The following is a 25,329-nucleotide window of genomic DNA, read 5'->3' as shown; positions in this document are numbered from 1 at the left end:
TCCGTTTGTTAAGATTCCAAATTTTGATTCAGTTGTTCCAAAGTATCTAAATAATTGAGAATCATGCTTTGTTAATTGCTCGTTAATTGATTTTGCTTCAACTAAGATTGTGGGTTTTCCCTCAAGAACAATAGCGTAGTCAACTTTTTCTCCTTTTTTTATTCCAACATCAGCAGTGAACTCAGGTACGAATTCTGTCGGATTAAAAAGATCGTATCCCAGGGCAGCAAAAAAAGGCATGATTAAAGAAGTTTTAGTTGCTTCTTCTGTACCAATGCTATCCTTTAATTCAATTACACGTCTCCCCAATTGTTTCAAATCTTCTTTGAATTTATCCATTTCCATAAAAAAACAACTCCTAACATTATCGATATATACCAATTTTTATATTCAAAACATTACTTAATAAGTTTACCATAGTTTATCTCAACTTAGAAAGCGGATTCATTTTTGTTTTATAAATAATATGCAAGACCTGAGAGTTATAATCCCCGTGGAATTAATGATCAGCTTGGATCAGAAATTGAAGCGCTGCGAGATGACCTAGCTTAAAACGCTGCTGGTCTGGTACACTGATTCAAAAAGGGAGTGGTGTTACATGACAATAAGTAATTCTTTTGAAACCTTCGCGAAGGAAGCACCAGAGTATCAACAGGCGTTCAATGAGCTGATTCATTCATGGGGAGAAAAAAGTGTTTTAGATGACAAAACGCAGCATTTAGCGTATTTGGCAGTCTTGGCGGCAACAGGAAAAACGGGCGGCCTGCCATTTCACGTGATGCTGGCAAAAAAAGCGGGGGCTACTCGACAAGAAGTAATCAGCACGATCATGATCGGTTTGCCGGCGGTGGGAAATGAAGTGATCAATGCACTGCCTACTGCTTTAGAAGCTTATGACAAAAATTAAAAATACTGGAGTGGCTTTTCTGCCATTCCAGTATTTTTTTTAGCGCGGATCAATTTCCTTTAAGGCTTTTTCCGGGACTTGATACCGAAGAACTTCCTCGTAGGATTCTATGTGGGCCCCTTTATTGATGATTTTTAAGTAACGATCCGTTTTTAATTCAGTGAGGCCGTCAAAGGTGATCCTCCGTGTTTTCCCATTTTTATTCGCGGCCATTTGCTTGTAAGTTGCGGTTCCGTAAACATTTACAGATTGCGGCGTTGTTGTTTTTACATAAAGCTCAGTTTTTGGGACTAATGGATTGAATTGATCCAAGACACCAGCGACTTCGCTAGATGAATTTTTTGAATAAAGCATGGTGCCAAATAATAAAATGATGATAAATGCAATGAATCCAATTATTTTTTTGATCATGAGTTGAATGACCATCCCTTCAAACTTGTTACATTTAGCTTATCAAGAACACGTTCTGGGAAAATCGGGCGAGGGACCTATCTGCGCCTAACAAAATTGTCACAAGCTTGGCTGGCTGTTGAACTAATTATCCGGAGTGAGTATACTTTATATAGGAAAGAAAGCGTTTTATTTGGTGAGGTGTCGGACAAGGGCAAATGAAAATGTTGCTGAGGGAACAACCTAGTATAGGAGGAAAACATGAAGTTTTTTCTAGATACGGCGAACATTGAAGAGATCGAACGAATCAATCGGCTGGGCTTGGTAGATGGGGTTACGACGAATCCAACGATCATCGCAAAAGAGGGCAAGGATTTTGAGTCGGTGATCAAAGAAATCTGCGGATTGGTCGCCGGTCCTGTCAGTGCGGAGGTCACATCCTTAGACAGTGAAGGGATGATTCGCGAGGCAAGAGAGATCAGTCAATGGGCAGAAAATATCGTAGTCAAAATTCCCATGACAGAGGAAGGTCTACAGGCAGTCCACACGATTTCAAAAGAAGGTATCAAAACCAATGTCACGTTGATTTTCTCGGCGGCGCAGGGCTTGATGGCGGCTAAAGCCGGGGCAACATATGTCAGCCCATTCTTAGGCCGATTGGATGATATAGCATCCGATGGCATCCAGCTGGTAAGTGATTTGCGTGAAATTTTTGATATTTATGCTTTTGATACAGAGATTATCGCGGCGAGTGTTCGCCATCTGGGGCATGTAGAAGAAGCGGCGTTGGCCGGTTCGGATATTGCGACGATCCCGGGCAATCTGTTTCCTAAGCTATGGAGTCATCCACTGACGACTAGCGGGATCGCTCAATTCGAGGCAGATTGGCAGGCATTTCAATCAAAAAAATAATAAAAAATCCGTGAGCAGAAATTCGCTCACGGATTTTTTTTATCTTTTACGGTTGCGACGGATCATGATGAAGGCGATCAGCGCTAGAATGATGACACCAGCGACTGTCAGCCAAGTTCTTCTTTCCTCACCAGTTTTTGGTAAGAAGCCTAAAACTTTATCATTTTTATCGTCTTGAGCAGGCGCTTTGTTTTCAGCAGCGCTAGTGGAAGAAGCAATCTCTTCTGAAGTGGAGCCGGAAACTGAGTCATTGGTTGTCGTACTTGGTGTTACACCATTACGAATGTCATCATCTTCAGCGTAACGGCTAATCCAAGCGATGATTCCAGGGAAGAATGAATTTCCTGTACCGATCATTTCTTCTTGAATCGGAGAAATGTATTTCAATACATTGATCAATTCTTCGCGGCTCATATTACGAACAGCCATGAATGAACTATCGCTAGGGTATAGAGCATTCAAGTAAGCCTGTAAACTGTCGACGTCATCGATCATTTCTATGGCGTTGCTGTAATTGTTAGGATTAAAATTTAAAATATTTTCGATCTTATCCCAAGAGAGGGTTTTGTCTTTGTATAAAGCATTCACTATGCGAGCGTATCCACCTATGTCTAATCCGAAAGTGTCATTACCCATTCTCATGCACAGAGTCATAGCGTTTGTTAATTGTTGATCGGAAAAATTATCAATCTCTTTTTCTGTAAAAATGTCCTTCAATGATGGATCTTTTAAAGTCTCGCGAAGTTTGTCAGGACTCAAGTCGTCATTGACTGGAGTATCTGTTTTCTTCACGCCCATCTCTTTTTCTGCTTTTTTAATGGTTTTTTCTTTCGCTTTTTCAATATCCTTTACTTCAACATTTTCTAGTTCACTTGAAGAAGTCGTAGTAGCAGTCGTATCCTCAGTTGTTGCAGTGGTACTTGATTCTTCTGTAGCGGTAGTGTCGCTTTGATTTTCCGAAGATGTATCCGTAGTTTGTTCGGTTGCTACGGTAGAATCCTCCGATGTATTTAAAGCCTCAGTTTCAGCATTGGCGCTCAGGGGGAATAAAAGTAATAGCGCACAGGTTAACAAAATTTTTTTCATCAAAAATCACTCCTTAATCTTTTCGTAACATTATTGTAACATAAGAAATGTATCTGTAAAGATAAAAATGAAAACTTTTTAATTTTTATTCATTTTGTTTCCCGAAACCAAGTATTAGCTGACGATTTAATGAGTATTTATTGGTTTCAACGCTATTTCGCCGCGCGATAGCCGGCCTTTTTCGCTTCGTCGATCGTCTTGAACCAAGCGCGGGGATTAGTGGTCTTATCGTAATATTTACTGCCGGGCAGGTGATAGACACCGCTTTTCGATCCTTTGATCAGGCCTTTGCCGTTGCTGTCGACATATTCTTTATCGAGAGGAGCTGCCTCTGAGGTGGAAGTCTGTGAAGTCGTTCCAACTGTGCTGGTACCGTCCGCATAATTCAACGTTACACCATTTTGTACGTTAAAAATGTAAACATTGAACTGGATGTCATCGCTGCCAATCGATTGAGCCATCATATGAACGCCTCGCGCCAATAGTTCATCTCCACGGAAAACCGGAATGACGGAATAGCGCACATAGTTCTTAGGGCTTTTTTCTAAATAATATTTAATATCCATTTCAAAACGCAGCATTTCCGGACTGTTTAACTGTCGGGTGCCGGTGATCAAATTTTTCCAGTTGGCATTTTCGCCTGTCAACTGGTAGCCGATCAAATGGGAGCGATTGAATAAATATTGCCCGTTGATTTTTTTATTGTGCCAGCCGGTGGGGGTGACGCTGGAAATTTCGCCGCGCTTTTCGGTGGGCATCAGCTTTTTATTCAGCAGGGCTTCGGCATCTGTTGCTCGATTCAGCTGATCTAAGTCGCCGTATTTCGCCCACGGACCATTGGCGGTAGAGAGATCCTCTTTAGAAAAAGTCGGATTATTTTGATTAATCTCGATCGTTTGGGTGCCTTCATACTCTAGCTTGGCTAAATCCTGTTGGGCCGAGATAACCTGCGATGGTGTTTGGGTTGGTGTACTTTTTGATGATTGGGGTTCTTGAAAATAATTTTTTCCGCTGTACACAGCGAAACTAGCTGCCGCAATCATGATCGCAGCAACTAGTTTAGTTTTCTTTGACAAGGGAATTGCTCCTATTCTTTTAATATCTGCCGCGTTATTCCGGCGCGCCGATGATCTTGATGTATTCGTCAGGATTCATAATTTCAAAATGCTTGGCAACGAGCTGGTTGCGTTTGTTGCGGCGACCTTCAATGTGGATCATATATTTATTTTCCGGCAGGCGGAAAACATAACTCGATAAATAGCGGTCTTTGATCAAGACTTCGGTCTTATTCTCACCATCACTCATAATCAATAATGACATCATGATCGGCTTTTCTTGCAATAAAATCGTTTTTTCTAACAAGCCGCGATATTCTTCCAAAAAATCACTTCCTTTTATAAAATCATTCACTTAATTTTAGCATTTTTACGCAATTAATGCTCTGATAACGAAATAGCGGCTAAATTGGGCAAACTACTGGAACAGTTCGTTTCAAATTTTTTGAAATGAACTGTTCTTTTTCATGACGTTTGTGATGCCTTATACTAAATTCAGGAGGAAAGCTTATGGATAATCGATTATCAAATTTATATAGTTTGCTGGCAAAACAAGGAAAGACATTTGAAATCAATCAATTGGCCAAAAGATTTCAAGTAAGTACGCGTACGATCTATAACGATATCAATAAACTAAATGAAACACTGGCTGCGGCTGGTCAAGAGATCATTGTCATTGAAAAAGCGCGTGTGTACTACAACGTGGAAAATCCTGCTGCAATTGAAAAATTATTGCTCAAAAATAGCGATTTTGTCAGCAGCGATAAGCTTATCAGAAGGATTCGTATTTTAGAGGAGATTTTACTTTCAACAGCTATTTTCAGCACGGAGGATTTGCTGAAGAAGACGCTTGTTTCGAAAAATACTTTGTTGAGTGATTTGCAGGCAATTCGAAAAAAGCTGGAGAAAAATGGGATTGTGCTCGAGAGTATTCCATTTCGAGGCTATCGAATCCTTGGCGATGAGAGTAGGATTCGCAATTTATTAGCTGCCACACTTGAACAAGATCCGCTGCTTTTTGAAACAGAGCATTATGAAACGGAGCAGCAAGTATTATTATCGATTGAAGAATTCATTGAGAAAATTTGTAATCAGCTGGGAATTCAATTAAGTGATGAAGCCTTTCAAAAGGTGATCGTACATTTTTGGATCACTAAGAAACGAATGGAATTAGGCAAGGTTCTTACGACAGTCGCTGAAAAGGATTTATTAAGTAAAGAAGAGCAGATCTTGCTTGAATATTGCGAAGAATTAGATGAATTGTTCAACCAGCCGGTCAGCATGACAGAACGAAATTATTTAGCGAATAAACTTTCGGAAGCTTCGATCACTAAGTCTCAAGAATTGCTTTTCGACAAATGGGTAACCTTCAATTTAGTGATTGAAACCTTCATTACAGCAGTGAATAAGGAGCTTCCTGAGTTGGATTTCAAAGGGGATAAAAAACTGTATGAGGGGTTGATCAATCATTTGCGCCCGGCTTATAAGCGAACGTTAGCGAATGAAACCTTGGAAAATCCGATGTATGACTATGTTTTAGACCACTATCATGACTTGCATCTGCTTATTCGCAAGCATATTTCATTAATAGAAAAAATGCTGAAGGTTGAGTTTACTGATCACGAAATAAGCTTCTTCACGCTATTTTTCGCAGCTTCATTGGAACGTAAAAAGTTTTATGTTCCCCATAAAACCAAAATAGTGATCATCTGTCATGCCGGCATCAGCACCTCAGAGATTTTGAAAAGCAAAATAAAAAATATTTTTAATGTCGATGTTGTGGGAACTTTTGGAGCTAAGGAAGGGATCAATTGGTTGGCGGATCATAAAGTCGATCTAGTGATTACTACTATTTCCTTAGAGCTTAAAAGTGTTCCGTTTGTGCAGGTGAATCCTTATTTATCAGAAGAAGACATCAGCATCATCAGCGAATTTATTAAACCTGTTTTTCATGAGGTCAGTGTAGAAAAATTGTTGAAAATGGTAAAAAAATATGCGGGATTAACACCGCAGCAAGTTCAGAATTTGTCGGAAGATTTTAAAGAATATTTGAATCTTAAATCAGGTGAAAATTTGAAAAGGGAGTATCAGCCTATGCTTAAAGAAATATTGACTGAATCTTTAATTGATCTTCATTACCACGCTAAAAATCGTGATGAAGCAGTCCGAAGAAGCGGCGAATTGTTGGTAGAAAACGATTTGGCGGCACCAAGTTATATTGATGGAATGATAAAGAATGTTGAAGTAAATGGAACGTATATCGTAATTGCACCTGGGATCGCTATGCCGCACGCGCGTCCGGAAGAAGGAGCATTGGATATTGGTTTTAGCATTGTTACTTTACAGGAGCCTGTAGTATTTGGTCATCCTAAGAACGATCCAGTAAGAATCGTAATCGGCTTATGTGCGGTCGATCATCAGACGCATTTGAAGGCCCTAGCAGAACTAGTAGAGATTTTATCTCATGAAGAAAATGTCGAGCGTTTTTTGAATGCTGAAAAAGCCAAAGAAATTTTGATGATGGTTAAAGGAGGAAATGAATCATGATAAAGATTGTAACGGTATGCGGAGCGGGTGTTGGCAGCAGCATGATGATGAGATTGTTCACCCAGCAAATTTTGGATGCTGAAAATATTGAAGCCTCTGTTGACGCAGCAGATATCGGTTCGGTTGATCCAAATAGTTATGACATTTTGATTACGACTTCAGATTTTGCTGACACTTTACGGGATTCGACAGCTAAAATTGTGCGAATCGATAATATGATGGATAAAGAGTATTTGAAAGAGCAGCTTTTAAGGACGATCAATGAATAGGGGGGCTAAAAATGTCGGTCTTTTTATATATTGTAAATAATGTATTGAGCCAAGCAGTTTTTATCATTGGTATGGTAGTCATCGTTGGTATGGTCGCTCAAAAAAAGAGCTGGGATCAAATTTTGCCAAGTACGATCAAGACAATGATTGGTTTTACGATGATCAATGTTGGCGGTCAAACACTGGGTGGCGCCTTGCTGCCGCTCCAGCAAATGATTTCAAAGATATTTGATATGAAGGCTTTTTCATCAAATATCGGCGCGGCTCAGGCAGAAAGTTTTGCGGACATTGGGACAGAAATGTCGTTGATTTTTGCTTTCGGCTTTCTGATCAATCTTTTGCTGGCGCGTTTCACTCGTTTTAAGTATGTTCATTTATCTGCTCATGTCTCCTTTTTCTTTGCCGGCTTGATTGCAGCATTATTGAAATTCAATACTACTTTGCCATTTACCGGTATCGTTGCTGTTGGGGCGATTATGTTAGGTTTATATATGACTTTTAGTTGTGCCTACGTAGCTGTCTGTATTAAGGGAGTCAAAGGAGGAGAAGGCTTTACCTTAGCACATTCCAGCTCTTCTGGTTTATTAGTAGCTACTTTGTTGGCTAAATTGTTCGGTAATAAGGAACATGACTTAGAGCAGATGGAAATTCCTAAGAAGTTGAATTTTCTTAGAGAAATGACGATTGCTTTGACATTGGTTATGACTGTCTTATTCTTATTGGTGAGTCTTTTTGCAACACCTAGCTGGACGATGGAAAATATCACTGGCGGGCAAGATATTATTGTCTTTTCATTATTGCGTGGTGTTGAGTTCGGAATGTGGATCACGGTCATTATTACAGGTGTGCGGATGATGTTGTCGGAAATTATTCCGGCCTTTCACGGAATCGCGAATAAAATTATTCCAAATTCGAAGCCCGGCTTGGATATTCCGCTGCTATTTCCAAACTATCCAACCTCAGTGATTGTTGGTTTCTTGTGCAGTCTGGTTTCTGGTTTAGCAGGGATGCTGATACTAGGTGCGCTGAATTATCCGGTGGTTGTATTTCCAGCACTAATTCCGACTTTCTTTACGGGAGCTGCGACAGCGATTTTCGGGAATGCTCATGGAGGACGCAGAGGAGCCATTTTGGGTTCAGTGGCAAATGGTTTTCTATTAATTTTTGGACAAGCTTTCTTGCTTCCGATGGTCGGCAGCTATGCACCGATTATGCGAATTCTCAGTGAAACCGATTATACCGTTTATGGACCAATTTTAGGTTGGGTTCTGCAGCTGCTGGGAGGTGCTTAATGAAAAATCTTGTCTTATATTTGACGATTAATTATCCGACGCAACAATCTTTTTTTGAAATTTTAGATGTCATTGAAGAATTTCAAATCGGGTACGTTGAAATTGGGATTCCTGTCAGCGATCCACATTTAGACGGATCAGTAGTTAGGAAGTCGCAAGAAAAAGTTATTTCAGATTTAAGCGCTGAAAAAATCGCAGAGGTGTTGAGTGAAATACGGGAACGTTATTCTTTCAAAACGATTTTGATGACTTATTATGAGGGTGTGAAACATTTTAAATTAGAGAAACTTGCTCGAAGACTTTATGATGCGATTTTATGCGTCGATAAAAATTTAACTGGAGACAATTATCCTGGTTTTGTTCACACTTTTAGCCAAGATATGGATCAAGGACTGATTGCTTCACAATTATCCCAAAGCTCACAATTCATTTATCTTGTTTCTGGCGAAGGGAAAACGGGAGAGTTTAATCAGCTTCCAGAGGAATATACAAAAATTTTGCCTTACGTCAAAAAGAAGACTGATTTACCGATATTTGTTGGTTTTGGGGTTAAAAATCAGCAAGATATTGCCAGTCTTTTAGCCAATGGAGCAGATGGAGCGATTGTTGGATCAGAGTTTATCAAACAGTTCAATGAAGGTGGAATCTCTGGGATAAGAGAATACTTAACGGATATTCAAGCGGTATTTTAAAAGAATCATGCTTCACTTTTAAGTGGGGCATGATTCTTTTTTACGTCTTGTTAAATGAAATAGCTCGCGAATTACAACGAAAGTTTGATAAGATAAAAGAAAAAAGCAGGTGAGAGCATGGCATTTTGGAATCCGTGGCGCGGCTGTCGGCGAGTCAGTGAGGGGTGCAAGTATTGCTTCATTCATGAAGGCGACAAAAAGCGGGATGTGGATACCAGCAAGATCGAAAAATCAGCGCAGTTTGACGCGCCAATCAAAAAAACGAAAAACGGCTATAAAATGAAGGGCGGACAGAAGGTTTATGTGTGCTTTTCCAGTGACTTTTTGATTGAAGAGGCTGATCCGTGGCGGGACGAATGCTGGCAGATGATCAAGGAACGCCCCGATTTAGAGTTTATTTTTCTGACGAAGCGGATCGAGCGACTGCTGTCCGTCGTACCCGATGATTGGGGTGAGGGGTATGACAATGTCACGATCGGTGTCTCAGTGGAGAATCAGCAAAGAGCGGATCAACGGCTGAAACTGCTTCAAAAGCTTCCGATCAAACACAAAAATATTATTTGCCAGCCCTTGATTGCAGAAATGACTATCAGTGATTACTTAGAGGATGTGGAACTAGTGATGGCAGGGGGCGAGTACCATAAAAATGCGCGCCCGTTGAATTACGATTGGATTTTGAACTTGCGGGAGGAAACGATCGCACGGGGAATTCCCTTCGAGTTTCGTCAATGCGGCACCCATTTTATCAAGGATGGTCAAGACTATCAGCTGAATTATCGCCAATTATTTTCCCAAGCAAAAAAAGCAGGGATCAATTGGTATCCGAATAAATAAAAAGCCGAAATCAGCTGATTTCGGCTTTTTATTTCGTTTAATCTTCAGAAAAATCTTCATCCAGTACAGTTTGTGCATGAGCGGCAGCGACGCGTTTATTGCCTTTATGCAGTTCAACGATCGTCCAGATTAGCAGTGCTAAAACGGCGGCGATTAAAACATAAGCAATCGTATCTGCAGTCATGATCTCTGCGGCTGAGGCGTTATCGCCGAAGAATCCTTCGATTTGACCTGGCAATCCGATCAAATTTAAATAGGTCAAGCCAATGACTGAGACCCAGCCAAGGAGTTGAATGATTTTTTTGTTTTTGAAGCGTTCGCCCATTTCTGCTGAGCTGTTGGTCATCATCAATAATGGCAGCATGGAAAACGGCAAAGCGAAGGCTAAGAAGACTTGCGAATTATTCATCAAATTATTCAAGGCTTCATGTTCTTCAATCACGCCTTTTCCGCTAAATAGCAAGACACAGAGTAATACGGGAACGACGGAGATCAGGCGAGTTACTAAACGGCGTAACCAAATCGGCATCCGCATATGAATAAAGCCTTCCATAATAACTTGACCAGTCAAGGTACCGGTAATCGTCGAATTTTGACCGGATGCCAGCAAAGCGACTGCGAACAAGGTTGATAATGCCCCTGTTTTTGCCACGTTCATCAAGATACCGTTGCTCATGGTGGCTGGATTCGATAATGCTTCGTACAATCCAAAGAAGGAAGGATCTTTGACCGTTCCGGTTTTGAACACTGCCACACCCATAATCAGCAGCAATGCGTTAACGATGAAAGCCATCGATAGCTGGATGTTGGAATCCCAAGTAGTAAAGCGCACGGCGCTGGCGACTTCATCTTCATCCTCGTGATTGATTTTCCGTGTTTGTGAAACTGCGGAGTGCAGGTATAAATTATGCGGCATGACCGTCGCACCGATGATTCCTAAAGCGCCAGTCAACGGTGTTTGACCACCAATAGCAGGGGCGTTGGCGAAGGTTTCATTGGTTGGAACAAAGCCCTTCAAGACATCTCCCCAGTTAGGATCGGATAAAGCGACTTGATAAATAAAGACGAAGAGAATTACGAAAATCAAACAGACGACGATCGCTTCGATTTTTCGAAAACCGATTTTTGTTAATAGCAATAAAACCAGTACATCAAAGACGGTAATGAAAACGGCGATGACTAATGGGATGTTGAATAATAAATACAACGCGATGGCTGCACCGATAACTTCTGCGATATCAGTTGCCATGATGGCCAATTCAGTCAAGATCCAAAGGACGATTCCTAACGATTTACTAGTTCTGGCGCGAATCGCTTGGGCCAAGTCCATTTGTGTGACGATCCCTAGTTTGGCTGCCATGTATTGCAAAAGCATCGCTACTAAACTGGAAAGTAAGATGACAGACATTAATAAGTATTGGAAATTTTGCCCGCCGGTGATAGAGGTCGACCAGTTTCCCGGGTCCATATAACCAACAGCGACTAACGCTCCTGGACCAGAGTAGGCTAACAATGTGCGCCAAAAACTTTTTCCTTTCGGTACTTCGACGGTACCATTAACTTCTTCTAAAGAAAGTCCGTTTGTATGTTTTATTAGGGGATGCTTATTTGTACTCAAGATGTTTCCACCTTTCTCTAACTTTTCTACGATGCCATCATACACCCAAATTCAGGAAAATAAAAGAAAAAGATTCGGTGTGCCTAAAATTTTTAAAAAGCATATTTTTTTACCAAAAATCAAATCTATTTTACACTGAAGAGAAGAAAATGAGGTGAGCTCATGACAGAATGGTTACCACAACTTGAGGGCACATGGGAAATCAAAGGAACGACTTTTCCTATGTGGTTATCAAATAAAAGAAAGAATCCGCGGATCACGTATAAGAAAACGGAGAAAAATGCGGTGGAATTACTCGACTTGGTGGAATATGAAGCTAAGGGCAAGCCCAAGCAAATCAAAGGGATTGATCGCTTGGCTGGAGAGCAGTTTATCTGGCGGGGGATTGGTGTGTTGAAAGTTTTAAGCAGCCGCTGGCAGGTCGTGACAATTAAGGGCGATGTATTGGTGATCCGTTTCGAAAAATCTTTGGTGACACCCGCCGGAGTGGATGTTTTAATCAGAAAAGGGACAAACGTACCGAATTTGCGAGAACGAGTATTGACACATTACGAAAGTTTTGGTCTGACTTTAAAAGAAAGCAACGAGCTTCAATGGCGTTAACAAAAAGGCCTCTCAACCGAGAAGCCTTTTTTTGTGTTCTTATAAGAGTGTAATACTTGGCTGGCTTTCGTACCAAAGCTCTTGTGGAGAGTATTTGTCCTTGCCAAATATCAGGACGGAACCATCTTCTAATACTTCAATTTCGGTTCCTAACCACATGGTTGCTGGGCCGCCTAGCAATAAACGGCGTTTGCCATGGCCTTTCTTCAATGAGTAAGCGTCTAAGTAGTCATTGATATAATGGGATTTCAGGTAGCGTATTTCGCCATTGTCGAAGGTGATGACCAAAATATTTGCAGCGTTCTCGACTTTGACCGCCTTGGGAACTTCTCCTTCTAGATATTTCGGTTTAGAATCAGTTTCATTGTTTTTCATGGTGTTTGCTCCTTTTTTAGAAAAGAGGGCTTCAAGAAATGACGGCTTCGAATTTCCCAGCAGTTTATCTGTCGAGATATGGAAAAAATCACTCAGCTGAAGCAAGGTGTCCAAATCAGGATAACTTTTATCAAGTTCCCATTTAGAGACTGTTTGGGGAGTGACGTGCAGATGCTCTGCCAGTTCTTTTTGCGACATCTTCTTGGCGACTCTCAATTCTCTAATATTCGTTCCGATCGCTACCATAAATTTACCCTCCAGAGCACTTGATAGGCAATAAACCATTGATTGAATGTGCTAAAAAGCCACTCAACCAACAGTTGAGTCCTAGATTTCCTGCTTAAATACTATTATATACCGTTTTATTGATGACTGCGGAAAAAAGATTGGGGGAGAGCGTCCGCCTCAATCCATAAACTTTATTTTTTTTAAACAATAAAAGTTCCGAATTTTTCGCTTTTCCAATTAAAAAAATCATAAATTTATCCGCTTTTTGCGATAAGACGTAGTGCTCCCATTTGTGAAATCGCCATTTTGAGGTTGTTTGAAAAAAGTTGTTGGGAGAATTACAGTATAGGCAGATAAGTTTTTAGGGGGAGGAAACAACATGGAAAAGCCGCTTTTCACGATTCAGCAATTATTTCAGCTAAAAAGGAAAACACTGGAAAAAAGACTAACAAATTATTATCAGGAAACGCAGGATGGGGATACAGCCATTCAATATCTGCTGGTTTTACAGGTGAGGGAGGAACTTACAATCGAGGACTTCAGCTGGATGATGAAGGATTTGGTCCGTAAAATATTCCTGACAACAAAGGCATCGCGGATACAGCGCCGCCTGTTTAGCTATTTTAAGGAGTATTTTTCTGCTCGGGAATGGCGGAAGTTGGCTGTTCGGCTGACGTCGGTCAAAAATTGGTTGGCAGAGAAATTTGTCCAATTGGGTACAAAAATCATAGGACTTTCGACACAGGTGACTGGCACGCAAACGCCGGATGGTGCTGTGTTGGCGGGGAGTTATGTCAGCGCAAATCAACTGCTGGAGTCGCCGCCGGATAGACAAATAACTAAAAAAACTCCAACAGACACGCCGAGAAAAAGGCGCTGGCGGCTGCTGGAGCGATTAAGTATGCTAAATTAATTCTGGCTGATCTCAATCACACGATCGGTCCAATCTTGATAAAAGGCTTCTTCGTGGGAAACGACGATGACAGTTCCGGTGAAATTCGCTAGGCTCTCACGCAAACTATCCTTTGTCGCTTGGTCAATATGGTTGGTTGGTTCATCGAGGATCAGCAAATTACCCTTTTGCATAGTCATCTGACAAAGCTTGACCTTGGTTTGTTCGCCACCGCTCAAGGTGCTGATCGGTTCTTGGGCTAATTGGTTGGGTAGACCAGCTTTGGCTAAATGCTTCCGTAATTCTTTGACGGTTTCTTTCGGATAATGCTCGCTTAGGTATTGTAATGGGGTTTGGTAAGGGTTCTCCCATTGCAGGTCCTGTTCGAAATAATTGATCTTTGTGTTTGCTGGAAGATGGAATTCACCTGCGATTTTCGGGATCGCGCCGATCAATGTTTTCAGCAACGTTGATTTACCGATACCGTTAAATCCGCGAATCGCGACCTTTTCGCCATAGCGCAGCGTGATATTAATCGGTGCTAATAAGGGTTTTTGGTAACCAATCTCAAGATCCGTCGTTTCAAGAGCTAGCGTCGTAACGATCGGGGCATAGGGGAATTCAAAACGAGCGACCGCATTGGAAGAGGGCGGCGTCAAGCGCTCCACCTTGTCCAATTGTTTTTGACGGCTTTTTGCCATCGTTGAACGAGAACCGGCCTTGTATTTGCGAATATAGGCTTCGGTTTTTTCGATCTGGCGTTTTTGCGCGGCGTATTGCTTCAGATAGGTTTCTTGGAATTGCTCTTTTTGCTTCAGCGCCTTCGTTAAATTTCCGGTGTATTTGGTTAATTTTCCAAACTCGATATCGGCGATGTGGGTCGTGATCTGGTTCAAAAATTCGCGATCATGAGAAATCACCACAAACGTTCCGGCAAAATCCTGTAAAAATTGACTTAACCAAGCGACGTGCTCGTCATCTAAGTGGTTCGTCGGTTCATCGAGGATCAAGACATCCGGTTTTTCCAATAATAATTTTGCTAAAATCAGTTTTGACCGTTGTCCGCCGCTTAAATCCTCCAGCGGAGTGTCCATCCCTAAAATATCCAAGCCTAAACCGCTGCTCATTTCAGCGATCAAGGTATCGATTTGATAGAAATCGCCTTGGTCTAATTCCGTCTGCAGACGACCGGCTTTTTCCAGCAGCTTATCATCCAGCGATTCGCTGTATTCCATATAGAGTTCACCGATTTTTTCCTCTTTTGCAAAATCCGCCGCATAAGCGGTTTTCAAAAAATCCTTGATCGACAAGGTCGGATCAACTTCAACATATTGGTCCAAATATCCCACGTGGATATTTTTTTGCCATGCGATAGTGCCTTCATCCGGCAGCTGTTCGCCGGTAATGATCTTGATCAAGGTACTTTTTCCGGCGCCATTTTGTCCAATCAGGCCGAGATGTTCCCCTTTATTCAAATGCAATTCTAAATCTTCATACAGGATCTTGTCGCCAAATTGCTGAGCGATCCCTGTTAAATCTAAGATACTCATGTTTCTCCTACTTTCTTACTCAATTTCTCATCATCTAATAAAAAGCGGAGATAGTCAAGAAAAAAAAGCCCTTTTTTAAAGGACTCGTGAATTTTTAGAGCTGGGCAGATAATAAATAGTTGAGAATGTCGGAAATAATAAAATCTGTCATTTTTTTCACTCCTATTATTGAAATAAGCTAGCTATCCAATGAATTGGATAGAGGGACAAATGAAGGGTGACATGGGCCAACAAATAACTGACTGCGAAGAATGGAAATAACAAAATTTTCATGATTCTTTTCAACCTCCGTCTTTTCGTTAACTCAGTATACCGTGAAAATAATAAAAGAAGACATTCATTTACCTTATGGAAAACGAACAATTATGTAAGCTGAAGACACCAAAAAAGCCCCTGCTTTTGATTTTTAAGCAGAGGCTTTTAATTATAGGCTTCATTCATTGAGATGCGCTCCTTAGGCAGATTTTTTTAAGTCGTAGATCGCTTGTTCAATGGTGATTCCAGTTCCTTGTTGACCGGTAGCAGTAGAATAAACAATAAAAATGTTTTCTTCTAAATCAAATGTTACGCGGTAGGGTTTTTCTTGTTCAAAAAACGTCATCGTCCTTCCTCCTTTATTTTTAATAACATATAGATGTGTATAAGAGACAGGATATATACATCAATCGATTAGAAGGTAATGGGAGGGGAGGACGATGGGAATGGTCCCAGAAATTACAGAGCAAGCATTCGTGAATGAAAAGAATAAAAAAGGGAAATTCAAACATTCCGCTGAAAAAAAGAATAAGCCTCGTCCTTTCCAATCTGTCCTTGATCTTTTCTATGAGGTTGAACGAATCAACGAACGGCTTAATGGCCGCCCTGAAGATAATTTTTCAAGCCTTTTGGCACGCAAAGTACAAAATCGGCTGACAACCTGTGCGATTTTAACTATTCGCGCCAAAAAACGCTTGATTGATTTTGTGACTGAATACGACCCGCCCAATAAAGAAGATCGCAAACAGAATAAGCCGCTCCGTATAATGAAGAGTCCAAATTACTCCATAACAGTTACGGCAAAAAACAAATGCCGGATCGGAAGAAAGGCCGCGCGAACGCGCTCAAAAGCTAGTTCGTGAAGCCGGACCGTGAAAACTCTGATTTAAGTTGAACACAAAGGATCATCCTCCCAACTAAGGTAGGATGATCCTTTTTTATTTTCGGGTATTTCCGTCTAAATATTTTCGACAGCGCTGATAACTCGCCAAAACATTCTCTGGCACGTCCACATGTGGAATAAAGTTGGCGCCCTTTGGACCATAGCCTTCGCTATCATCATTCAATCGCCGAATCTCACCAATGACTAAGGATAAGAAATAATCGGCTTCCCACCAGCCGTCCATTTCATTATTTTCAAAATGGGGGCGGGTATCAAAATCAATCAGCTTTGGTTGTTCAAAAAAGAGCGGTTGAATCGCCGACAACGGCAACCCCCATTCTTTACTGAAGGTGACATGGGAGCGCTTCTGCACTAACGGGTCTTGAACCAGCCAAAAATTTTTCGGTGCATCTTGAGTGAACAGCTCATAAGAGAAGCGGGCATTTTCTCCCGTATTGGTTGATTTCTTTTCTAATAGTAAAGTAAGCTCACGAGTACAGTAATGCAAAAAGATTTCCTGCGTAATTTCCGCTTCCGAAAGCTGCGGCCATTCTGGTCGAACCAGTTCCGGACACATTTTCTTACAATTTGCGATCAGCGGTGCCGTGCCATGCCCGATTCCGCCGACAAAAATGACGCGATGAATCTCAGCTTCCGTTTCACAAAATTTCGCAGCAGAAACAATCAAATGAGGCAGGCTGTTGCCAGCTATCAGCAGTGTATCAGAGTGAAAATCAGGATTAGCCTGAACCGTCGTCAGATAATCCACCAGTGTCGCAAAATCAGACATAATTGCCTCCTTAAATTTAAGTTGAAATATTCTCCTATATAATAGTAGCAAAATTTTCAGCAGAAAAAAACTGTCGGTCAAATTTACCGACAGCAGGTTAGAATAAATACCGAATAAAAAAGAAAATACATAAGGCAAAAAGGACAACAGAGACTGTCAACCAGCTTTTCTGTTTGAGCCAAAGGAATTTCCCGTAACAAAAGGCGGCGGCGGCACCGGTAAAGAGACTAAACAGATCCATGACTTCGCGATCATCGATCACACGCGCGAGCATTAAGATGCTGAAAAGAATCATACTGAAAATGCCGGCCGTGGCTAGCGCCAAATCTGTGCTGGTCTGTTTTCTTTCCTTTTCCATGCGTTGCCCTCCATTCTATAGATTAAGCCCTCAAGCTAATTTTAAAGTTAATTCCGAGTTAAAACTTTGCTCTTTTTAAGCTTTAATCGCCCTTAAATTAAGCAAAATCGGGTCAATATCACGAGTAGTGTTGTTTTTATTATAAATGAATCCGATTACAAAGTCACGCATATCCGCACCTACTCCTTAATAAAACAGTTATTTTTTGAATCGTTGTCAGAAATGCGCATTCTTTTTGGTATAAATCACTGATTATTAGTGTATACTGGATGAGTGAAAGTTGCTGTATTAATCGATTGGCAAACGAATAAGGAGCTCTTGATTGTTTCAAGTAATCGGAAAGAGCAGCTAGCAGGGAACTTAAAATATAAAAAACATCGTATACGAGGAGTGAGAGTGTGACTCAATTTTATTTTGTTCGACATGGAAAAACGGAAATTAATGCGAAAGGTCGCTTCAATGGAGGAACAGTTGATTCTCCGTTGATCCCATCTGGTGTAGAAGCAACGAAGCGAATGGCTCAACACTTGAAAACTACCCCATTTGATCTAGCCTTGACTTCGCCTCAAATGCGGGCGCAAACGACTGCGAAAATCATTCTAGCAGAAAATGCACAGGCACCGGAATTGACGATCGTCGAAGATTTGCGTGAAATGCGTCTAGGCGATTGGGATGGTCAAAAGATCGATGAGATCACAGCCGCCTATCCCGAAGATTTGAAAAATTATCGGACCCGTCCGGATTTGTTTGCGGCCGAGAAATTTCACGCGGAACCTTATACCAGTTTGATCACTCGAAGTACCAAGGTGATCGAAGAGGTAGCAAAGGCTCATCCGAATAAAAAGGTCTTGGTAGTTAGTCATGGAATTTTGCTGGTGGCATTATTGAATACGCTAAAAGGTGTGCCCTTAGCAAAAATTCGCGAGAGTGGAATCGTAGATAATTCGAGCCTGACGATTTTAACCTATTCAAAAGAGAAAACAAACATTGAAACATGGGGTCAAACCTTTTAGTGAATAAGCTGAGCATATAATGGCATAAATGTCATTGTATGCTTATTTTTTTGAAGTGGAAAATCTACTTTATGGTTTTTTAGTTAGTTTTTGGACATTTACAAAAAGAACTAGTTAATTCTTGCATCTGTTTTTGGCAGAAGACCTATGTAATCGTTTTAGTTATTTTCGGACTTTTTTATTCTGTTAAAAATAATAAAAATTAGCATTTGATCATCAAGCGGAAATCGACTGAATCGCTTAATTTTTGCTTATAAGTGATTGAATAAAAGACAATCATCCATGAAGTCCATCTTATTAATCGAGTGAAAATGGATAGGAGTTATAAATAACTTTTAAAAGACTTTTTGGCGTTTTTTGCTAAAGTGTTTTTTTATTTGGCAGGAGAAAAAGACGTTAAGAGATAAAAGAACAGACTTTTTACTGAGAGTAAGTCTCTGCAAATGAATAAAAGCTAAAAAAAGTCCATCAATTTTCTAATTGATGGACTCTCATTTTATTTTAATTTTGATTCGGTCATTCTGTAAGTGATGCTTTTTGTTTTAAGCGATAGGTCAATTCGATCATGGTTTCTTGATCCTCTAATGGTACGGAGGCATCCGTCAGGAAGTATTCATAGCTGCGGAAGGTGAAGATTCCATTTTCTTGCTTGATGGCATCGATTAATTCCTTATAAGAATCCGTCAAATCATCATAGTCACCGACATAGAGTGTTCGGACGGCTTGATAGCTGGGCAGGACATAGCTTTGGAATTTTTCTGTTGAAGGAATTTCCTTATTAATAGGAAAGCCGATTTCGACAGCTAAGAGTTCATCTCTAGCTTGGCCGGTCTCATCTAGGTTCAAATAAGAAATAAATGGTGTCCCTACAAGCTCAGCTTCATTTTTTTGAATATATTCTAACAGGTCTACAAAAGAGGTTCCGATGTAATTTGGTAAATGTTCATGTGAAATATGTGTGGACATCGAAACGATCGTTTGTGCTGGTTTAGTGATCTTCTCAATCTGCATAGTCATCCCCCGTTTCTAAAACTCCTACGCTGATTGTAACAAGGAATGAAATCGAATACAAATACGAGCTATTTTTCCTGCGGGGAGAAGCCTCTGACCTGTCCATGCTGATTCAAATAATTAAAGAAGATAGGAAACAAGTCAACATCGGCTTTATCCAATCGTTCTTTGGCTTCCAGCCGCTGCCAGGTCTTAGCTGAAACGACTTTTTCTAATCGCTTTTTGGCTTGCTCAATGCTAGGTTCGCGTTGATAAACCACCCGATTCAGCAATTCTCCTTTAGCATATAAGTAGCAGTAATAAACGCCGTCTTCCGGCAATATACCGACAAATGTTTGGTTTTGCATGATCTGGATCAGCTGTTTATTGCGCCGCAAAAAGCGCTGAACGGTCAAATAATTATTCCACCATTGCGCAGAGGCTTCATAATCGTGGCGCTCACTGGCAGCCTGTACCCGCTGGTCGATCCGCGTAAGCAGGGCGGTGGACTGACCTAAAAGCGTCTCCTTGATCTCTTGTATCCGCAGATCAAACTCTGCTTCAGGAGAAATCTCGTCATAGTTTTTAACGATGCCCGCTACGTATTTCAACGGTCCGTCTAAGCGATACGTACTATTGATGATCTCTTTCAATTCCTGGATCTTGCTTTGTTTATAGAAGGGACCAATCACTAAGCCCTCCTCAGACCACTCGCTTAGGACTTTCAGGTAGGGGGCTTTATCAATAAATTGAAAATAGCCGTAGCCTTCATAGTAATTCATCATTCGATTGTAACGTGGGCGAATTTGATGAATTAAATGGCATTCTAATAAGAGAGCATCGAATTCTGTTGCCGCTAACTCGTAATCAAAGTCAGCAATCCAGCGAACCATCTCTTGAACTTTACGTGAATGCTGCTTGTTTTGAATAAAGTAGGAACCGATCCGCTGCTTCAAATTTTTGGCCTTTCCAACGTAGATAATCTCCCCGCGACTGTTTTTCATCTTATAGATTCCAGGCGTTTTTGGCAGATTCTTAATTTTCTCTTTTAGCATATGAGCACCTCATTTGTTTGATTCGACAAAAAAGATTTTTAAACAACTTTTAAAAGGGTTGTTCCAGAATCAATTTTTTTAGATTTTTGAAAATAATTGAAAAGTAGGTGTTTTTGGTCTATTCTCTGAAAAAATAATCTAAAATATCAAGAAATGCAGTTCTTTAACAATGACCTGCCATTTCTATTGTGTTATAATTAATTACGTTAAGAAAGCAATGAGAGAGAGAATGGAGAGATGTTAAATGTCAAATAAAGTTTTAACCCGACGTGAACTGCGTCAACAAAAACGACAGAAGACCCCTAACTATCGCTATCTAAAAAAAGGGTCGGCTGTGGTAGGTACAGCCTTAGTGGCGGTTTCGGTAGCGGCACCACTGCTAAACACACATGAGGTAGAAGCTGTTGAAGGCAAAACGACTGCAACTACATCAAATGTTGATAAAAAAGCTTTTATCAATGAGATTTCAAATGAAATCAAACCGTTAGCCGAAAAACATGACCTTTACGCTTCGATTATGATTGCACAAGCCATCATTGAAAGTGATTGGGGCCAAACCGATTACGCGCAAGCGCCTTATTACAATCTATTTGGTTTAGAAGGTCAATATCAAGGCAAGTCTGCAATGTTAGACAAGAAGAACGCAGAAACCGGCCAGACTGAAAAGAAAGAAATGAAACAATATGGTTCTTATAAAGAAGCAATCCAAGACTATATTGAAATCATTAAGACAACTTCTCGCGACGGCAATGAAAACTACTTTAGCGGAACTTGGCGCAGTAACGCCAAAGACTACCAAACAGCAGCAGCTGCATTGGAAGGCCGCTTCAATGGTGATCAAGACTACGTTCAAAAATTAGTTTCAACCATTCAAGAGAACGATTTAACTAGCTACGATGCAACTGAACCAGTGACACCGCCAGTAGCACAACCAGCTGCTGAAACACCAGCACAGCCAACAGAATATACTGTTCAATCTGGTGACACGGTTAATTCTATCACGAATCAATTTGAGATTGGTGTTCAAGAATTTACTGATTGGAACAACATCACTGAAAATAACATCTATGCTGGCCAAAATGTAGTTGTTGGCAACGGTGCCGTAACCGAAGCACCAGCTGAAGAAGTGACTCCTGTTACTCCAGCAACCACTGTTGATACGACACCAGTGGTTGATCAGACTATAGCTGATACTGCAACGCAGGATGTAACACCAGCACCCGAAACACAAGTGGTGACTCCAGATGTAGTTCAAAATGATCAAACAGCTCCAACCGTTCAGGAAGAACAGGCACCTGCTCAAGAAGAGCAAGCGATTCAAACACCTGCTCCGGAAACACAAGTAACAACACCGGAAAAACAACCTGAACAAGAGCAGCAAACACAGCAAGATCAGACTCAACAACAAACAACACAGCAAGACCAAACACAACAAACGACTACTGATCAAACAACTCAAACGACTGAAGCTTCTCGGGGAGAACAAATCGTTAACGAAGCTGAAAAATATATCGGCACACCATATGTATGGGGTGGAAAAGATACAAGCGGCTTTGACTGTTCTGGTCTTACTCAATATGTTTACAAACAAGTAACTGGACAAGATATCGGTGTTTGGACGGTTGCACAAGAATCGTCAGGCACACAAATCGATGTCAGCCAAGCACAGCAAGGCGATCTATTATTCTGGGGCGACCAAGGATCAAGCTACCACGTAGCGATCTCAGCAGGGGGCGACCAATACATTCACGCACCACAACCAGGTGAAAACGTGAAATACGGTTCAACTCAATATTACGCACCAGACTTCGGTGTCCGCGTATACTAAAATTAACTTAAAAATAATATCCAAGGAGACTTAGAAACATTTCGTCTGCTTGGGTATTTTTTTATTGCATGGTAGAAATAATGTTCGTTAAAATTAGGAAAAGACATTTTTAATTGAGGGGGAGGAATCGTGAGAAAAAAGCAACTAGAAACCGACCGTTTATTTTTTTCTAATTGGACAGAAGAAGACAAAGATCTGGCGGATAAATTATGGGGCGATGAAAAAGTCACGCACTTTATTGCCAAAGATGGGCAATTGTCAAAAAGACAAGTGCTTCAGCGATTAGCATTAGAAATTGAAAGTCAAAAGGCTTTTGGTTTTCAATATTGGCCGCTTTTTCTAAAGGAGACTGAAGAGTTTGTCGGTTGTTGCGGCTTGCATGCTTATGATCTGGAAAATCGGATAGCCGAGCTGGGCTTTCACTTAGTGCCGTCGGCGTGGGGAAAAGGCTTTGCCGAAGAGGCAGCGAGAGGTGTAATCAATTATGCGGTAAACAAAACGGATTTAACGGCTTTATTTGCCGGCCATCATCCGTATAATCAGGCTTCGGAGAAATTATTAAAAAAACTCGGTTTTCAATTTCAGTCGAAGAATTTTTATGAGCCGACAGGGCTGGAGCATCCGTCATATCTGTTAAAATTAACAACGATTAATTAGTTGATGAGAGGAAGTTTCCTCATCAGCTTTTTTGTTGGCTAATTTTCGAATTTGCTTAAATGCTATAATAAAATCAAAAAGAGGTGAGTGGGATGGTCTATCAGTTGAATCATACTGAACATAAAATCTACAAGAAAATAATGAAAGCGATTGAGCAAGGTGAATTGCCGAAGCTGACGAAAGTAGCCGAAGAAAATTATGTTTCGACAACTTATATTGTAAAATTAGCCAAAAAAATCGGCTATTCCGGGTTCAGTGAAATGATTTACGTCAATAAATATAAACAACGCTTAGGCAAAACGCCTAATAATTCAGAGATTGTCATGTTTGATACTGAGGAGGTCCAAAAGCTGGCAGCGCTAATTAAGCAATTTTCAGATAAAATTATCTTTGTTTTCGGGATCGGTTATTCGGCAATCGTAGCGGACTACCTGCAAAAGAAGCTTTCGAAGTTGGGCTTGTTTGTTAACAGCGGGTCGCCGATCGATATGACGATTCCTTATCAAGAATACTTAGTGATTTTTATCAGTAAAAGCGGAGAAACAGAGGATGTTTTAGAAATCGCCAAGAAGGTCAAATCCAATGTTTCTGTTTCGGTTCTCCTCACTGCAGCGGAAAAAAGTACAATTGGTACACATGTAACCTATACTCAAGTCATTAGTGCCGAACGTGAACCGAATGCTCCTGACTTGTTCGATAGTAAGTGTTTAGCTCTATTTGAGTACGTCCTGCTGGAGTTGGACAAGTAGTTACAATTATAACTGGTCTAAAAAAATTTAATCCTTCCTGCTGTTGTATAGTGAGTTCAGATCCAAGAAAACATTGAGACAAACAGGAAGGATGGAGTCAGATGAAAAAGTTTAATGTAGTATTTGTGGGAGGCGGAAGTACCTATACCCCCGACATGATGGAATTGATGTGTTTAGTGAAGGAAACATTTCCGGTGAAAAAAATCGTACTGTACGACAATGATGAAAAACGCCAAGAGCCGATCGGTCAATATGGCGAAGTTTTATTCCGTGAGTATTATCCAGAATTAGAAGAATATGTTTATACGACGGATAAAGCGACCGCCTTCAAAGATATGGACTTTGCTTTTGTCCAAATTCGTGCAGGCGGCTTAAAGATGCGGGAGCAAGATGAAAAAATTCCATTGAAGTATGGAGTGATCGGTCAGGAAACTTGTGGACCTGGCGGCTTTGCTTACGGCATCCGCAGTGTTTTGGCAATGAAAGAATTGATCGAGGATATTCGCAGCTATTCACCAGATACGTGGATCTTAAATTATTCCAATCCAGCAGCGATCGTAGCCGAAGCGTGTAAGCTGTTATTCCCAGATGACCACCGCATCATCAATATTTGTGATATGCCGATCGATATTATGGATGTGTTCTGTCCATTGGCTGATAAAATACGTCAGGATGTTGAACCGCGCTACTTTGGTTTGAATCACTTTGGCTGGTTTACGGCGATGTATGACAAAGAAACTGGGGAAGATGTTCTGCCGACAATCTTGCAGGAATTATTGTCAGGAAACGCCAGCGACAAGCTAGGATTTACCGCTAAAAATGATGATTATTGGAATTTCACCTTCAATCATCTCGAAAAAATGGTCAAGGATTATCCTTACTCATTACCGAATACCTACATGCAGTATTATCTATACCCGCAGGAAATGGTGGAGCATAGCGATCCAAATTATACCCGTGCCAATTATGTGATGGATAATCGGGAAAAGAATGTGTTTGCTTATTGTCGTGAAATCGTCAAGCTGGGCAAAATGAAGGGCACCAAACATGATTTAGACCTGCGTTATGGCGAGAATGCTGATAATGAAAATGAAAAAGCCTCGGTTGCTAATAACGATGCACATGCGACCTATATTATCGAACTGGCTGAGAGCTTGGCATATAACAAGCATGATATTTTCTTATTAATGGTGAAAAATGAGGGTGTCATTCCAAACTTGGAAGAGGGCATGATGTTGGAAGTTGCTTGTCGGGTAGGTTCATATGGAGCACAGCCGCTGGCCTATGGTCCAGTCGGAACCTTTGAAAAAGGTTTATTGGAATCACAATATGCGTATGAAAAATTAACGGTGGAGGCAACACTGGAAGGTTCTTATCAAAAATGTCTGCAGGCTTTAGTGGCTAATCGCACAGTTGTTGATACGGACTTAGCGAAGACGATCTTAGACGAATACATCGAGGCGAACGGACAGTATTTCCCAACATTCAGTTAGGAGGATTA

At 40.9% G+C, this 25,329-nt stretch carries 28 protein-coding genes; 15 read left to right on the top strand and 13 right to left on the bottom strand.

Annotated features, from left to right (window positions below):
- Positions 1 to 345: type I restriction endonuclease (locus tag A5875_RS20000; protein ID WP_176244762.1), on the bottom strand; the 345-nt coding region annotated here is incomplete at its 3' end.
- Between the two features lie 253 nt (positions 346 to 598).
- Between A5875_RS20000 and A5875_RS19995 the strand changes: the two genes are divergently transcribed.
- Positions 599 to 907, top strand: a complete 309-nt coding sequence (locus A5875_RS19995) for a carboxymuconolactone decarboxylase family protein (protein ID WP_088935323.1) — start codon at positions 599 to 601, stop codon at positions 905 to 907.
- 39 nt (positions 908 to 946) lie between these two features.
- Here the strand turns inward: A5875_RS19995 and A5875_RS19990 are convergent, their stop codons facing one another.
- Positions 947 to 1,318 (bottom strand): YxeA family protein, encoded by a 372-nt coding sequence (locus A5875_RS19990; RefSeq protein WP_088935860.1) that lies wholly within the window; start codon positions 1,316 to 1,318, stop codon positions 947 to 949.
- A gap of 240 nt (positions 1,319 to 1,558) precedes the next feature.
- Between A5875_RS19990 and fsa the strand changes: the two genes are divergently transcribed.
- Complete coding sequence (fsa, locus tag A5875_RS19985; protein ID WP_088935322.1) at positions 1,559 to 2,209, top strand: fructose-6-phosphate aldolase; 651 nt, start codon at positions 1,559 to 1,561, stop codon at positions 2,207 to 2,209.
- 39 nt (positions 2,210 to 2,248) lie between these two features.
- On the opposite strand, the gene A5875_RS19980 is transcribed toward fsa, so the two are convergent.
- The 3 genes from A5875_RS19980 to A5875_RS19970 form a co-directional block, all read right to left on the bottom strand.
- On the bottom strand, positions 2,249 to 3,295 hold the full coding sequence (locus A5875_RS19980) for an LPXTG cell wall anchor domain-containing protein (protein WP_088935321.1): 1,047 nt from the start codon (positions 3,293 to 3,295) through the stop codon (positions 2,249 to 2,251).
- 152 nt (positions 3,296 to 3,447) lie between these two features.
- Positions 3,448 to 4,371 carry a DNA/RNA non-specific endonuclease gene (locus A5875_RS19975; RefSeq protein ID WP_088935320.1) on the bottom strand — a complete coding sequence of 308 codons (924 nt, stop codon included), beginning with the start codon at positions 4,369 to 4,371 and terminating at the stop codon, positions 3,448 to 3,450.
- A 34-nt stretch (positions 4,372 to 4,405) separates the two neighbouring features.
- Positions 4,406 to 4,675, bottom strand: coding sequence for a hypothetical protein (locus A5875_RS19970; protein ID WP_016178166.1), 270 nt, complete (start codon positions 4,673 to 4,675; stop codon positions 4,406 to 4,408).
- A 185-nt stretch (positions 4,676 to 4,860) separates the two neighbouring features.
- Between A5875_RS19970 and A5875_RS19965 the strand changes: the two genes are divergently transcribed.
- The 5 genes from A5875_RS19965 to A5875_RS19945 all read left to right on the top strand — a co-directional run bounded on the left by A5875_RS19965 (position 4,861) and on the right by A5875_RS19945 (position 9,984).
- Positions 4,861 to 6,897 carry a BglG family transcription antiterminator gene (locus tag A5875_RS19965; protein ID WP_088935319.1) on the top strand — a complete coding sequence of 679 codons (2,037 nt, stop codon included), beginning with the start codon at positions 4,861 to 4,863 and terminating at the stop codon, positions 6,895 to 6,897.
- Entirely contained in the window at positions 6,894 to 7,166 is a 273-nt protein-coding gene (locus tag A5875_RS19960; RefSeq protein ID WP_088935318.1) for a PTS sugar transporter subunit IIB, read from the top strand. Before A5875_RS19965 ends, A5875_RS19960 begins: the two co-directional genes overlap by 4 nt.
- 11 nt (positions 7,167 to 7,177) lie before the next feature.
- Positions 7,178 to 8,458 carry a PTS ascorbate transporter subunit IIC gene (locus A5875_RS19955; RefSeq protein WP_088935317.1) on the top strand — a complete coding sequence of 427 codons (1,281 nt, stop codon included), beginning with the start codon at positions 7,178 to 7,180 and terminating at the stop codon, positions 8,456 to 8,458.
- Positions 8,458 to 9,150, top strand: a complete 693-nt coding sequence (locus A5875_RS19950; protein WP_088935316.1) for a tryptophan synthase subunit alpha — start codon at positions 8,458 to 8,460, stop codon at positions 9,148 to 9,150. The genes A5875_RS19955 and A5875_RS19950 overlap by 1 nt, the downstream gene beginning before the upstream one ends.
- A 117-nt stretch (positions 9,151 to 9,267) precedes the next feature.
- Positions 9,268 to 9,984: a DUF5131 family protein gene (locus A5875_RS19945; protein WP_088935315.1), complete on the top strand. Its 717-nt coding sequence runs from the start codon at positions 9,268 to 9,270 to the stop codon at positions 9,982 to 9,984.
- Positions 9,985 to 10,021: 37 nt separating this feature from the next.
- Here A5875_RS19945 and A5875_RS19940 read toward each other — a convergent pair whose 3' ends face one another.
- Positions 10,022 to 11,602, bottom strand: a complete 1,581-nt coding sequence (locus A5875_RS19940) for an Nramp family divalent metal transporter (RefSeq protein ID WP_088935314.1) — start codon at positions 11,600 to 11,602, stop codon at positions 10,022 to 10,024.
- 162 nt (positions 11,603 to 11,764) lie between these two features.
- On the opposite strand from A5875_RS19940, the gene A5875_RS19935 reads away from it, so the two are divergent.
- The gene (locus tag A5875_RS19935) at positions 11,765 to 12,205 is read left to right on the top strand and encodes a hypothetical protein (RefSeq protein WP_088935313.1); all 441 of its coding nucleotides are present in this window, start codon (positions 11,765 to 11,767) and stop codon (positions 12,203 to 12,205) included.
- Positions 12,206 to 12,244: 39 nt separating this feature from the next.
- On the opposite strand, the gene A5875_RS19930 is transcribed toward A5875_RS19935, so the two are convergent.
- Entirely contained in the window at positions 12,245 to 12,826 is a 582-nt protein-coding gene (locus A5875_RS19930) for a helix-turn-helix domain-containing protein (RefSeq protein ID WP_088935312.1), read from the bottom strand.
- A 361-nt stretch (positions 12,827 to 13,187) separates the two neighbouring features.
- Between A5875_RS19930 and A5875_RS19925 the strand changes: the two genes are divergently transcribed.
- Entirely contained in the window at positions 13,188 to 13,721 is a 534-nt protein-coding gene (locus tag A5875_RS19925) for a hypothetical protein (protein ID WP_340672800.1), read from the top strand.
- On the opposite strand, the gene A5875_RS19920 is transcribed toward A5875_RS19925, so the two are convergent.
- Both A5875_RS19920 and A5875_RS23855 read right to left on the bottom strand, forming a co-directional pair.
- Positions 13,718 to 15,250: an ABC-F family ATP-binding cassette domain-containing protein gene (locus A5875_RS19920; RefSeq protein ID WP_088935311.1), complete on the bottom strand. Its 1,533-nt coding sequence runs from the start codon at positions 15,248 to 15,250 to the stop codon at positions 13,718 to 13,720. The two genes, A5875_RS19925 and A5875_RS19920, sit on opposite strands and share 4 nt — an antisense overlap.
- A 454-nt stretch (positions 15,251 to 15,704) precedes the next feature.
- Positions 15,705 to 15,851: a hypothetical protein gene (locus tag A5875_RS23855; protein WP_171004854.1), complete on the bottom strand. Its 147-nt coding sequence runs from the start codon at positions 15,849 to 15,851 to the stop codon at positions 15,705 to 15,707.
- A 94-nt stretch (positions 15,852 to 15,945) separates the two neighbouring features.
- On the opposite strand from A5875_RS23855, the gene A5875_RS19915 reads away from it, so the two are divergent.
- A complete protein-coding gene (locus A5875_RS19915; protein ID WP_088935310.1) occupies positions 15,946 to 16,368 on the top strand; it encodes a hypothetical protein in 423 nt (140 codons plus the stop codon).
- Between the two features lie 75 nt (positions 16,369 to 16,443).
- On the opposite strand, the gene A5875_RS19910 is transcribed toward A5875_RS19915, so the two are convergent.
- Together A5875_RS19910 and A5875_RS19905 are read right to left on the bottom strand one after the other, a co-directional pair.
- Positions 16,444 to 17,178 carry a YdcF family protein gene (locus A5875_RS19910; protein ID WP_088935309.1) on the bottom strand — a complete coding sequence of 245 codons (735 nt, stop codon included), beginning with the start codon at positions 17,176 to 17,178 and terminating at the stop codon, positions 16,444 to 16,446.
- A gap of 97 nt (positions 17,179 to 17,275) precedes the next feature.
- Positions 17,276 to 17,536, bottom strand: coding sequence for a DUF6442 family protein (locus A5875_RS19905; RefSeq protein ID WP_088935308.1), 261 nt, complete (start codon positions 17,534 to 17,536; stop codon positions 17,276 to 17,278).
- A gap of 398 nt (positions 17,537 to 17,934) precedes the next feature.
- On the opposite strand from A5875_RS19905, the gene A5875_RS19900 reads away from it, so the two are divergent.
- Positions 17,935 to 18,549 (top strand): histidine phosphatase family protein, encoded by a 615-nt coding sequence (locus tag A5875_RS19900; RefSeq protein WP_088935307.1) that lies wholly within the window; start codon positions 17,935 to 17,937, stop codon positions 18,547 to 18,549.
- A gap of 516 nt (positions 18,550 to 19,065) precedes the next feature.
- Here the strand turns inward: A5875_RS19900 and A5875_RS19895 are convergent.
- Complete coding sequence (locus A5875_RS19895) at positions 19,066 to 19,560, bottom strand: GyrI-like domain-containing protein (protein ID WP_088935306.1); 495 nt, start codon at positions 19,558 to 19,560, stop codon at positions 19,066 to 19,068.
- A 68-nt stretch (positions 19,561 to 19,628) separates the two neighbouring features.
- Positions 19,629 to 20,594 carry a GIY-YIG nuclease family protein gene (locus tag A5875_RS19890; protein WP_088935305.1) on the bottom strand — a complete coding sequence of 322 codons (966 nt, stop codon included), beginning with the start codon at positions 20,592 to 20,594 and terminating at the stop codon, positions 19,629 to 19,631.
- Positions 20,595 to 20,838: 244 nt separating this feature from the next.
- On the opposite strand from A5875_RS19890, the gene A5875_RS19885 reads away from it, so the two are divergent.
- From A5875_RS19885 to A5875_RS19870, 4 genes are all read left to right on the top strand, one after another.
- A complete protein-coding gene (locus A5875_RS19885; protein ID WP_088935304.1) occupies positions 20,839 to 22,422 on the top strand; it encodes an NlpC/P60 family protein in 1,584 nt (527 codons plus the stop codon).
- Between the two features lie 129 nt (positions 22,423 to 22,551).
- Positions 22,552 to 23,079 carry a GNAT family N-acetyltransferase gene (locus A5875_RS19880; RefSeq protein ID WP_088935303.1) on the top strand — a complete coding sequence of 176 codons (528 nt, stop codon included), beginning with the start codon at positions 22,552 to 22,554 and terminating at the stop codon, positions 23,077 to 23,079.
- 92 nt (positions 23,080 to 23,171) lie between these two features.
- The gene (locus A5875_RS19875) at positions 23,172 to 23,828 is read left to right on the top strand and encodes a MurR/RpiR family transcriptional regulator (RefSeq protein WP_088935302.1); all 657 of its coding nucleotides are present in this window, start codon (positions 23,172 to 23,174) and stop codon (positions 23,826 to 23,828) included.
- Between the two features lie 101 nt (positions 23,829 to 23,929).
- Positions 23,930 to 25,321, top strand: coding sequence for a family 4 glycosyl hydrolase (locus tag A5875_RS19870; RefSeq protein ID WP_088935301.1), 1,392 nt, complete (start codon positions 23,930 to 23,932; stop codon positions 25,319 to 25,321).
- The last annotated feature ends 8 nt before the right edge of the window (positions 25,322 to 25,329 follow it).

Source organism: Enterococcus sp. 3H8_DIV0648 (assembly GCF_002140655.1).
Taxonomy (GTDB): Bacteria; Bacillota; Bacilli; order Lactobacillales; family Enterococcaceae; genus Enterococcus_A; species Enterococcus_A hulanensis.
Note: the sequence above shows the minus strand (reverse complement) of the source record. Positions and strands in the feature narration are given on the sequence as shown.

What these genes read in the sequence shown, in the direction of transcription:
- A5875_RS19995 (WP_088935323.1), top strand. Translation starts at nt 599, where the DNA reads ATGACAATAAGTAATTCTTTTGAAACCTTCGCGAAGGAAGCACCAGAG.
- A5875_RS19990 (WP_088935860.1), bottom strand. Translation starts at nt 1,318, where the DNA reads ATGATCAAAAAAATAATTGGATTCATTGCATTTATCATCATTTTATTA.
- fsa (WP_088935322.1), top strand. Translation starts at nt 1,559, where the DNA reads ATGAAGTTTTTTCTAGATACGGCGAACATTGAAGAGATCGAACGAATC.
- A5875_RS19980 (WP_088935321.1), bottom strand. Translation starts at nt 3,295, where the DNA reads ATGAAAAAAATTTTGTTAACCTGTGCGCTATTACTTTTATTCCCCCTG.
- A5875_RS19965 (WP_088935319.1), top strand. Translation starts at nt 4,861, where the DNA reads ATGGATAATCGATTATCAAATTTATATAGTTTGCTGGCAAAACAAGGA.
- A5875_RS19960 (WP_088935318.1), top strand. Translation starts at nt 6,894, where the DNA reads ATGATAAAGATTGTAACGGTATGCGGAGCGGGTGTTGGCAGCAGCATG.
- A5875_RS19955 (WP_088935317.1), top strand. Translation starts at nt 7,178, where the DNA reads ATGTCGGTCTTTTTATATATTGTAAATAATGTATTGAGCCAAGCAGTT.
- A5875_RS19950 (WP_088935316.1), top strand. Translation starts at nt 8,458, where the DNA reads ATGAAAAATCTTGTCTTATATTTGACGATTAATTATCCGACGCAACAA.
- A5875_RS19945 (WP_088935315.1), top strand. Translation starts at nt 9,268, where the DNA reads ATGGCATTTTGGAATCCGTGGCGCGGCTGTCGGCGAGTCAGTGAGGGG.
- A5875_RS19935 (WP_088935313.1), top strand. Translation starts at nt 11,765, where the DNA reads ATGACAGAATGGTTACCACAACTTGAGGGCACATGGGAAATCAAAGGA.
- A5875_RS19930 (WP_088935312.1), bottom strand. Translation starts at nt 12,826, where the DNA reads ATGGTAGCGATCGGAACGAATATTAGAGAATTGAGAGTCGCCAAGAAG.
- A5875_RS19925 (WP_340672800.1), top strand. Translation starts at nt 13,188, where the DNA reads ATGGAAAAGCCGCTTTTCACGATTCAGCAATTATTTCAGCTAAAAAGG.
- A5875_RS19920 (WP_088935311.1), bottom strand. Translation starts at nt 15,250, where the DNA reads ATGAGTATCTTAGATTTAACAGGGATCGCTCAGCAATTTGGCGACAAG.
- A5875_RS23855 (WP_171004854.1), bottom strand. Translation starts at nt 15,851, where the DNA reads ATGACGTTTTTTGAACAAGAAAAACCCTACCGCGTAACATTTGATTTA.
- A5875_RS19915 (WP_088935310.1), top strand. Translation starts at nt 15,946, where the DNA reads ATGGGAATGGTCCCAGAAATTACAGAGCAAGCATTCGTGAATGAAAAG.
- A5875_RS19910 (WP_088935309.1), bottom strand. Translation starts at nt 17,178, where the DNA reads ATGTCTGATTTTGCGACACTGGTGGATTATCTGACGACGGTTCAGGCT.
- A5875_RS19905 (WP_088935308.1), bottom strand. Translation starts at nt 17,536, where the DNA reads ATGGAAAAGGAAAGAAAACAGACCAGCACAGATTTGGCGCTAGCCACG.
- A5875_RS19895 (WP_088935306.1), bottom strand. Translation starts at nt 19,560, where the DNA reads ATGCAGATTGAGAAGATCACTAAACCAGCACAAACGATCGTTTCGATG.
- A5875_RS19890 (WP_088935305.1), bottom strand. Translation starts at nt 20,594, where the DNA reads ATGCTAAAAGAGAAAATTAAGAATCTGCCAAAAACGCCTGGAATCTAT.
- A5875_RS19885 (WP_088935304.1), top strand. Translation starts at nt 20,839, where the DNA reads ATGTCAAATAAAGTTTTAACCCGACGTGAACTGCGTCAACAAAAACGA.
- A5875_RS19875 (WP_088935302.1), top strand. Translation starts at nt 23,172, where the DNA reads ATGGTCTATCAGTTGAATCATACTGAACATAAAATCTACAAGAAAATA.
- A5875_RS19870 (WP_088935301.1), top strand. Translation starts at nt 23,930, where the DNA reads ATGAAAAAGTTTAATGTAGTATTTGTGGGAGGCGGAAGTACCTATACC.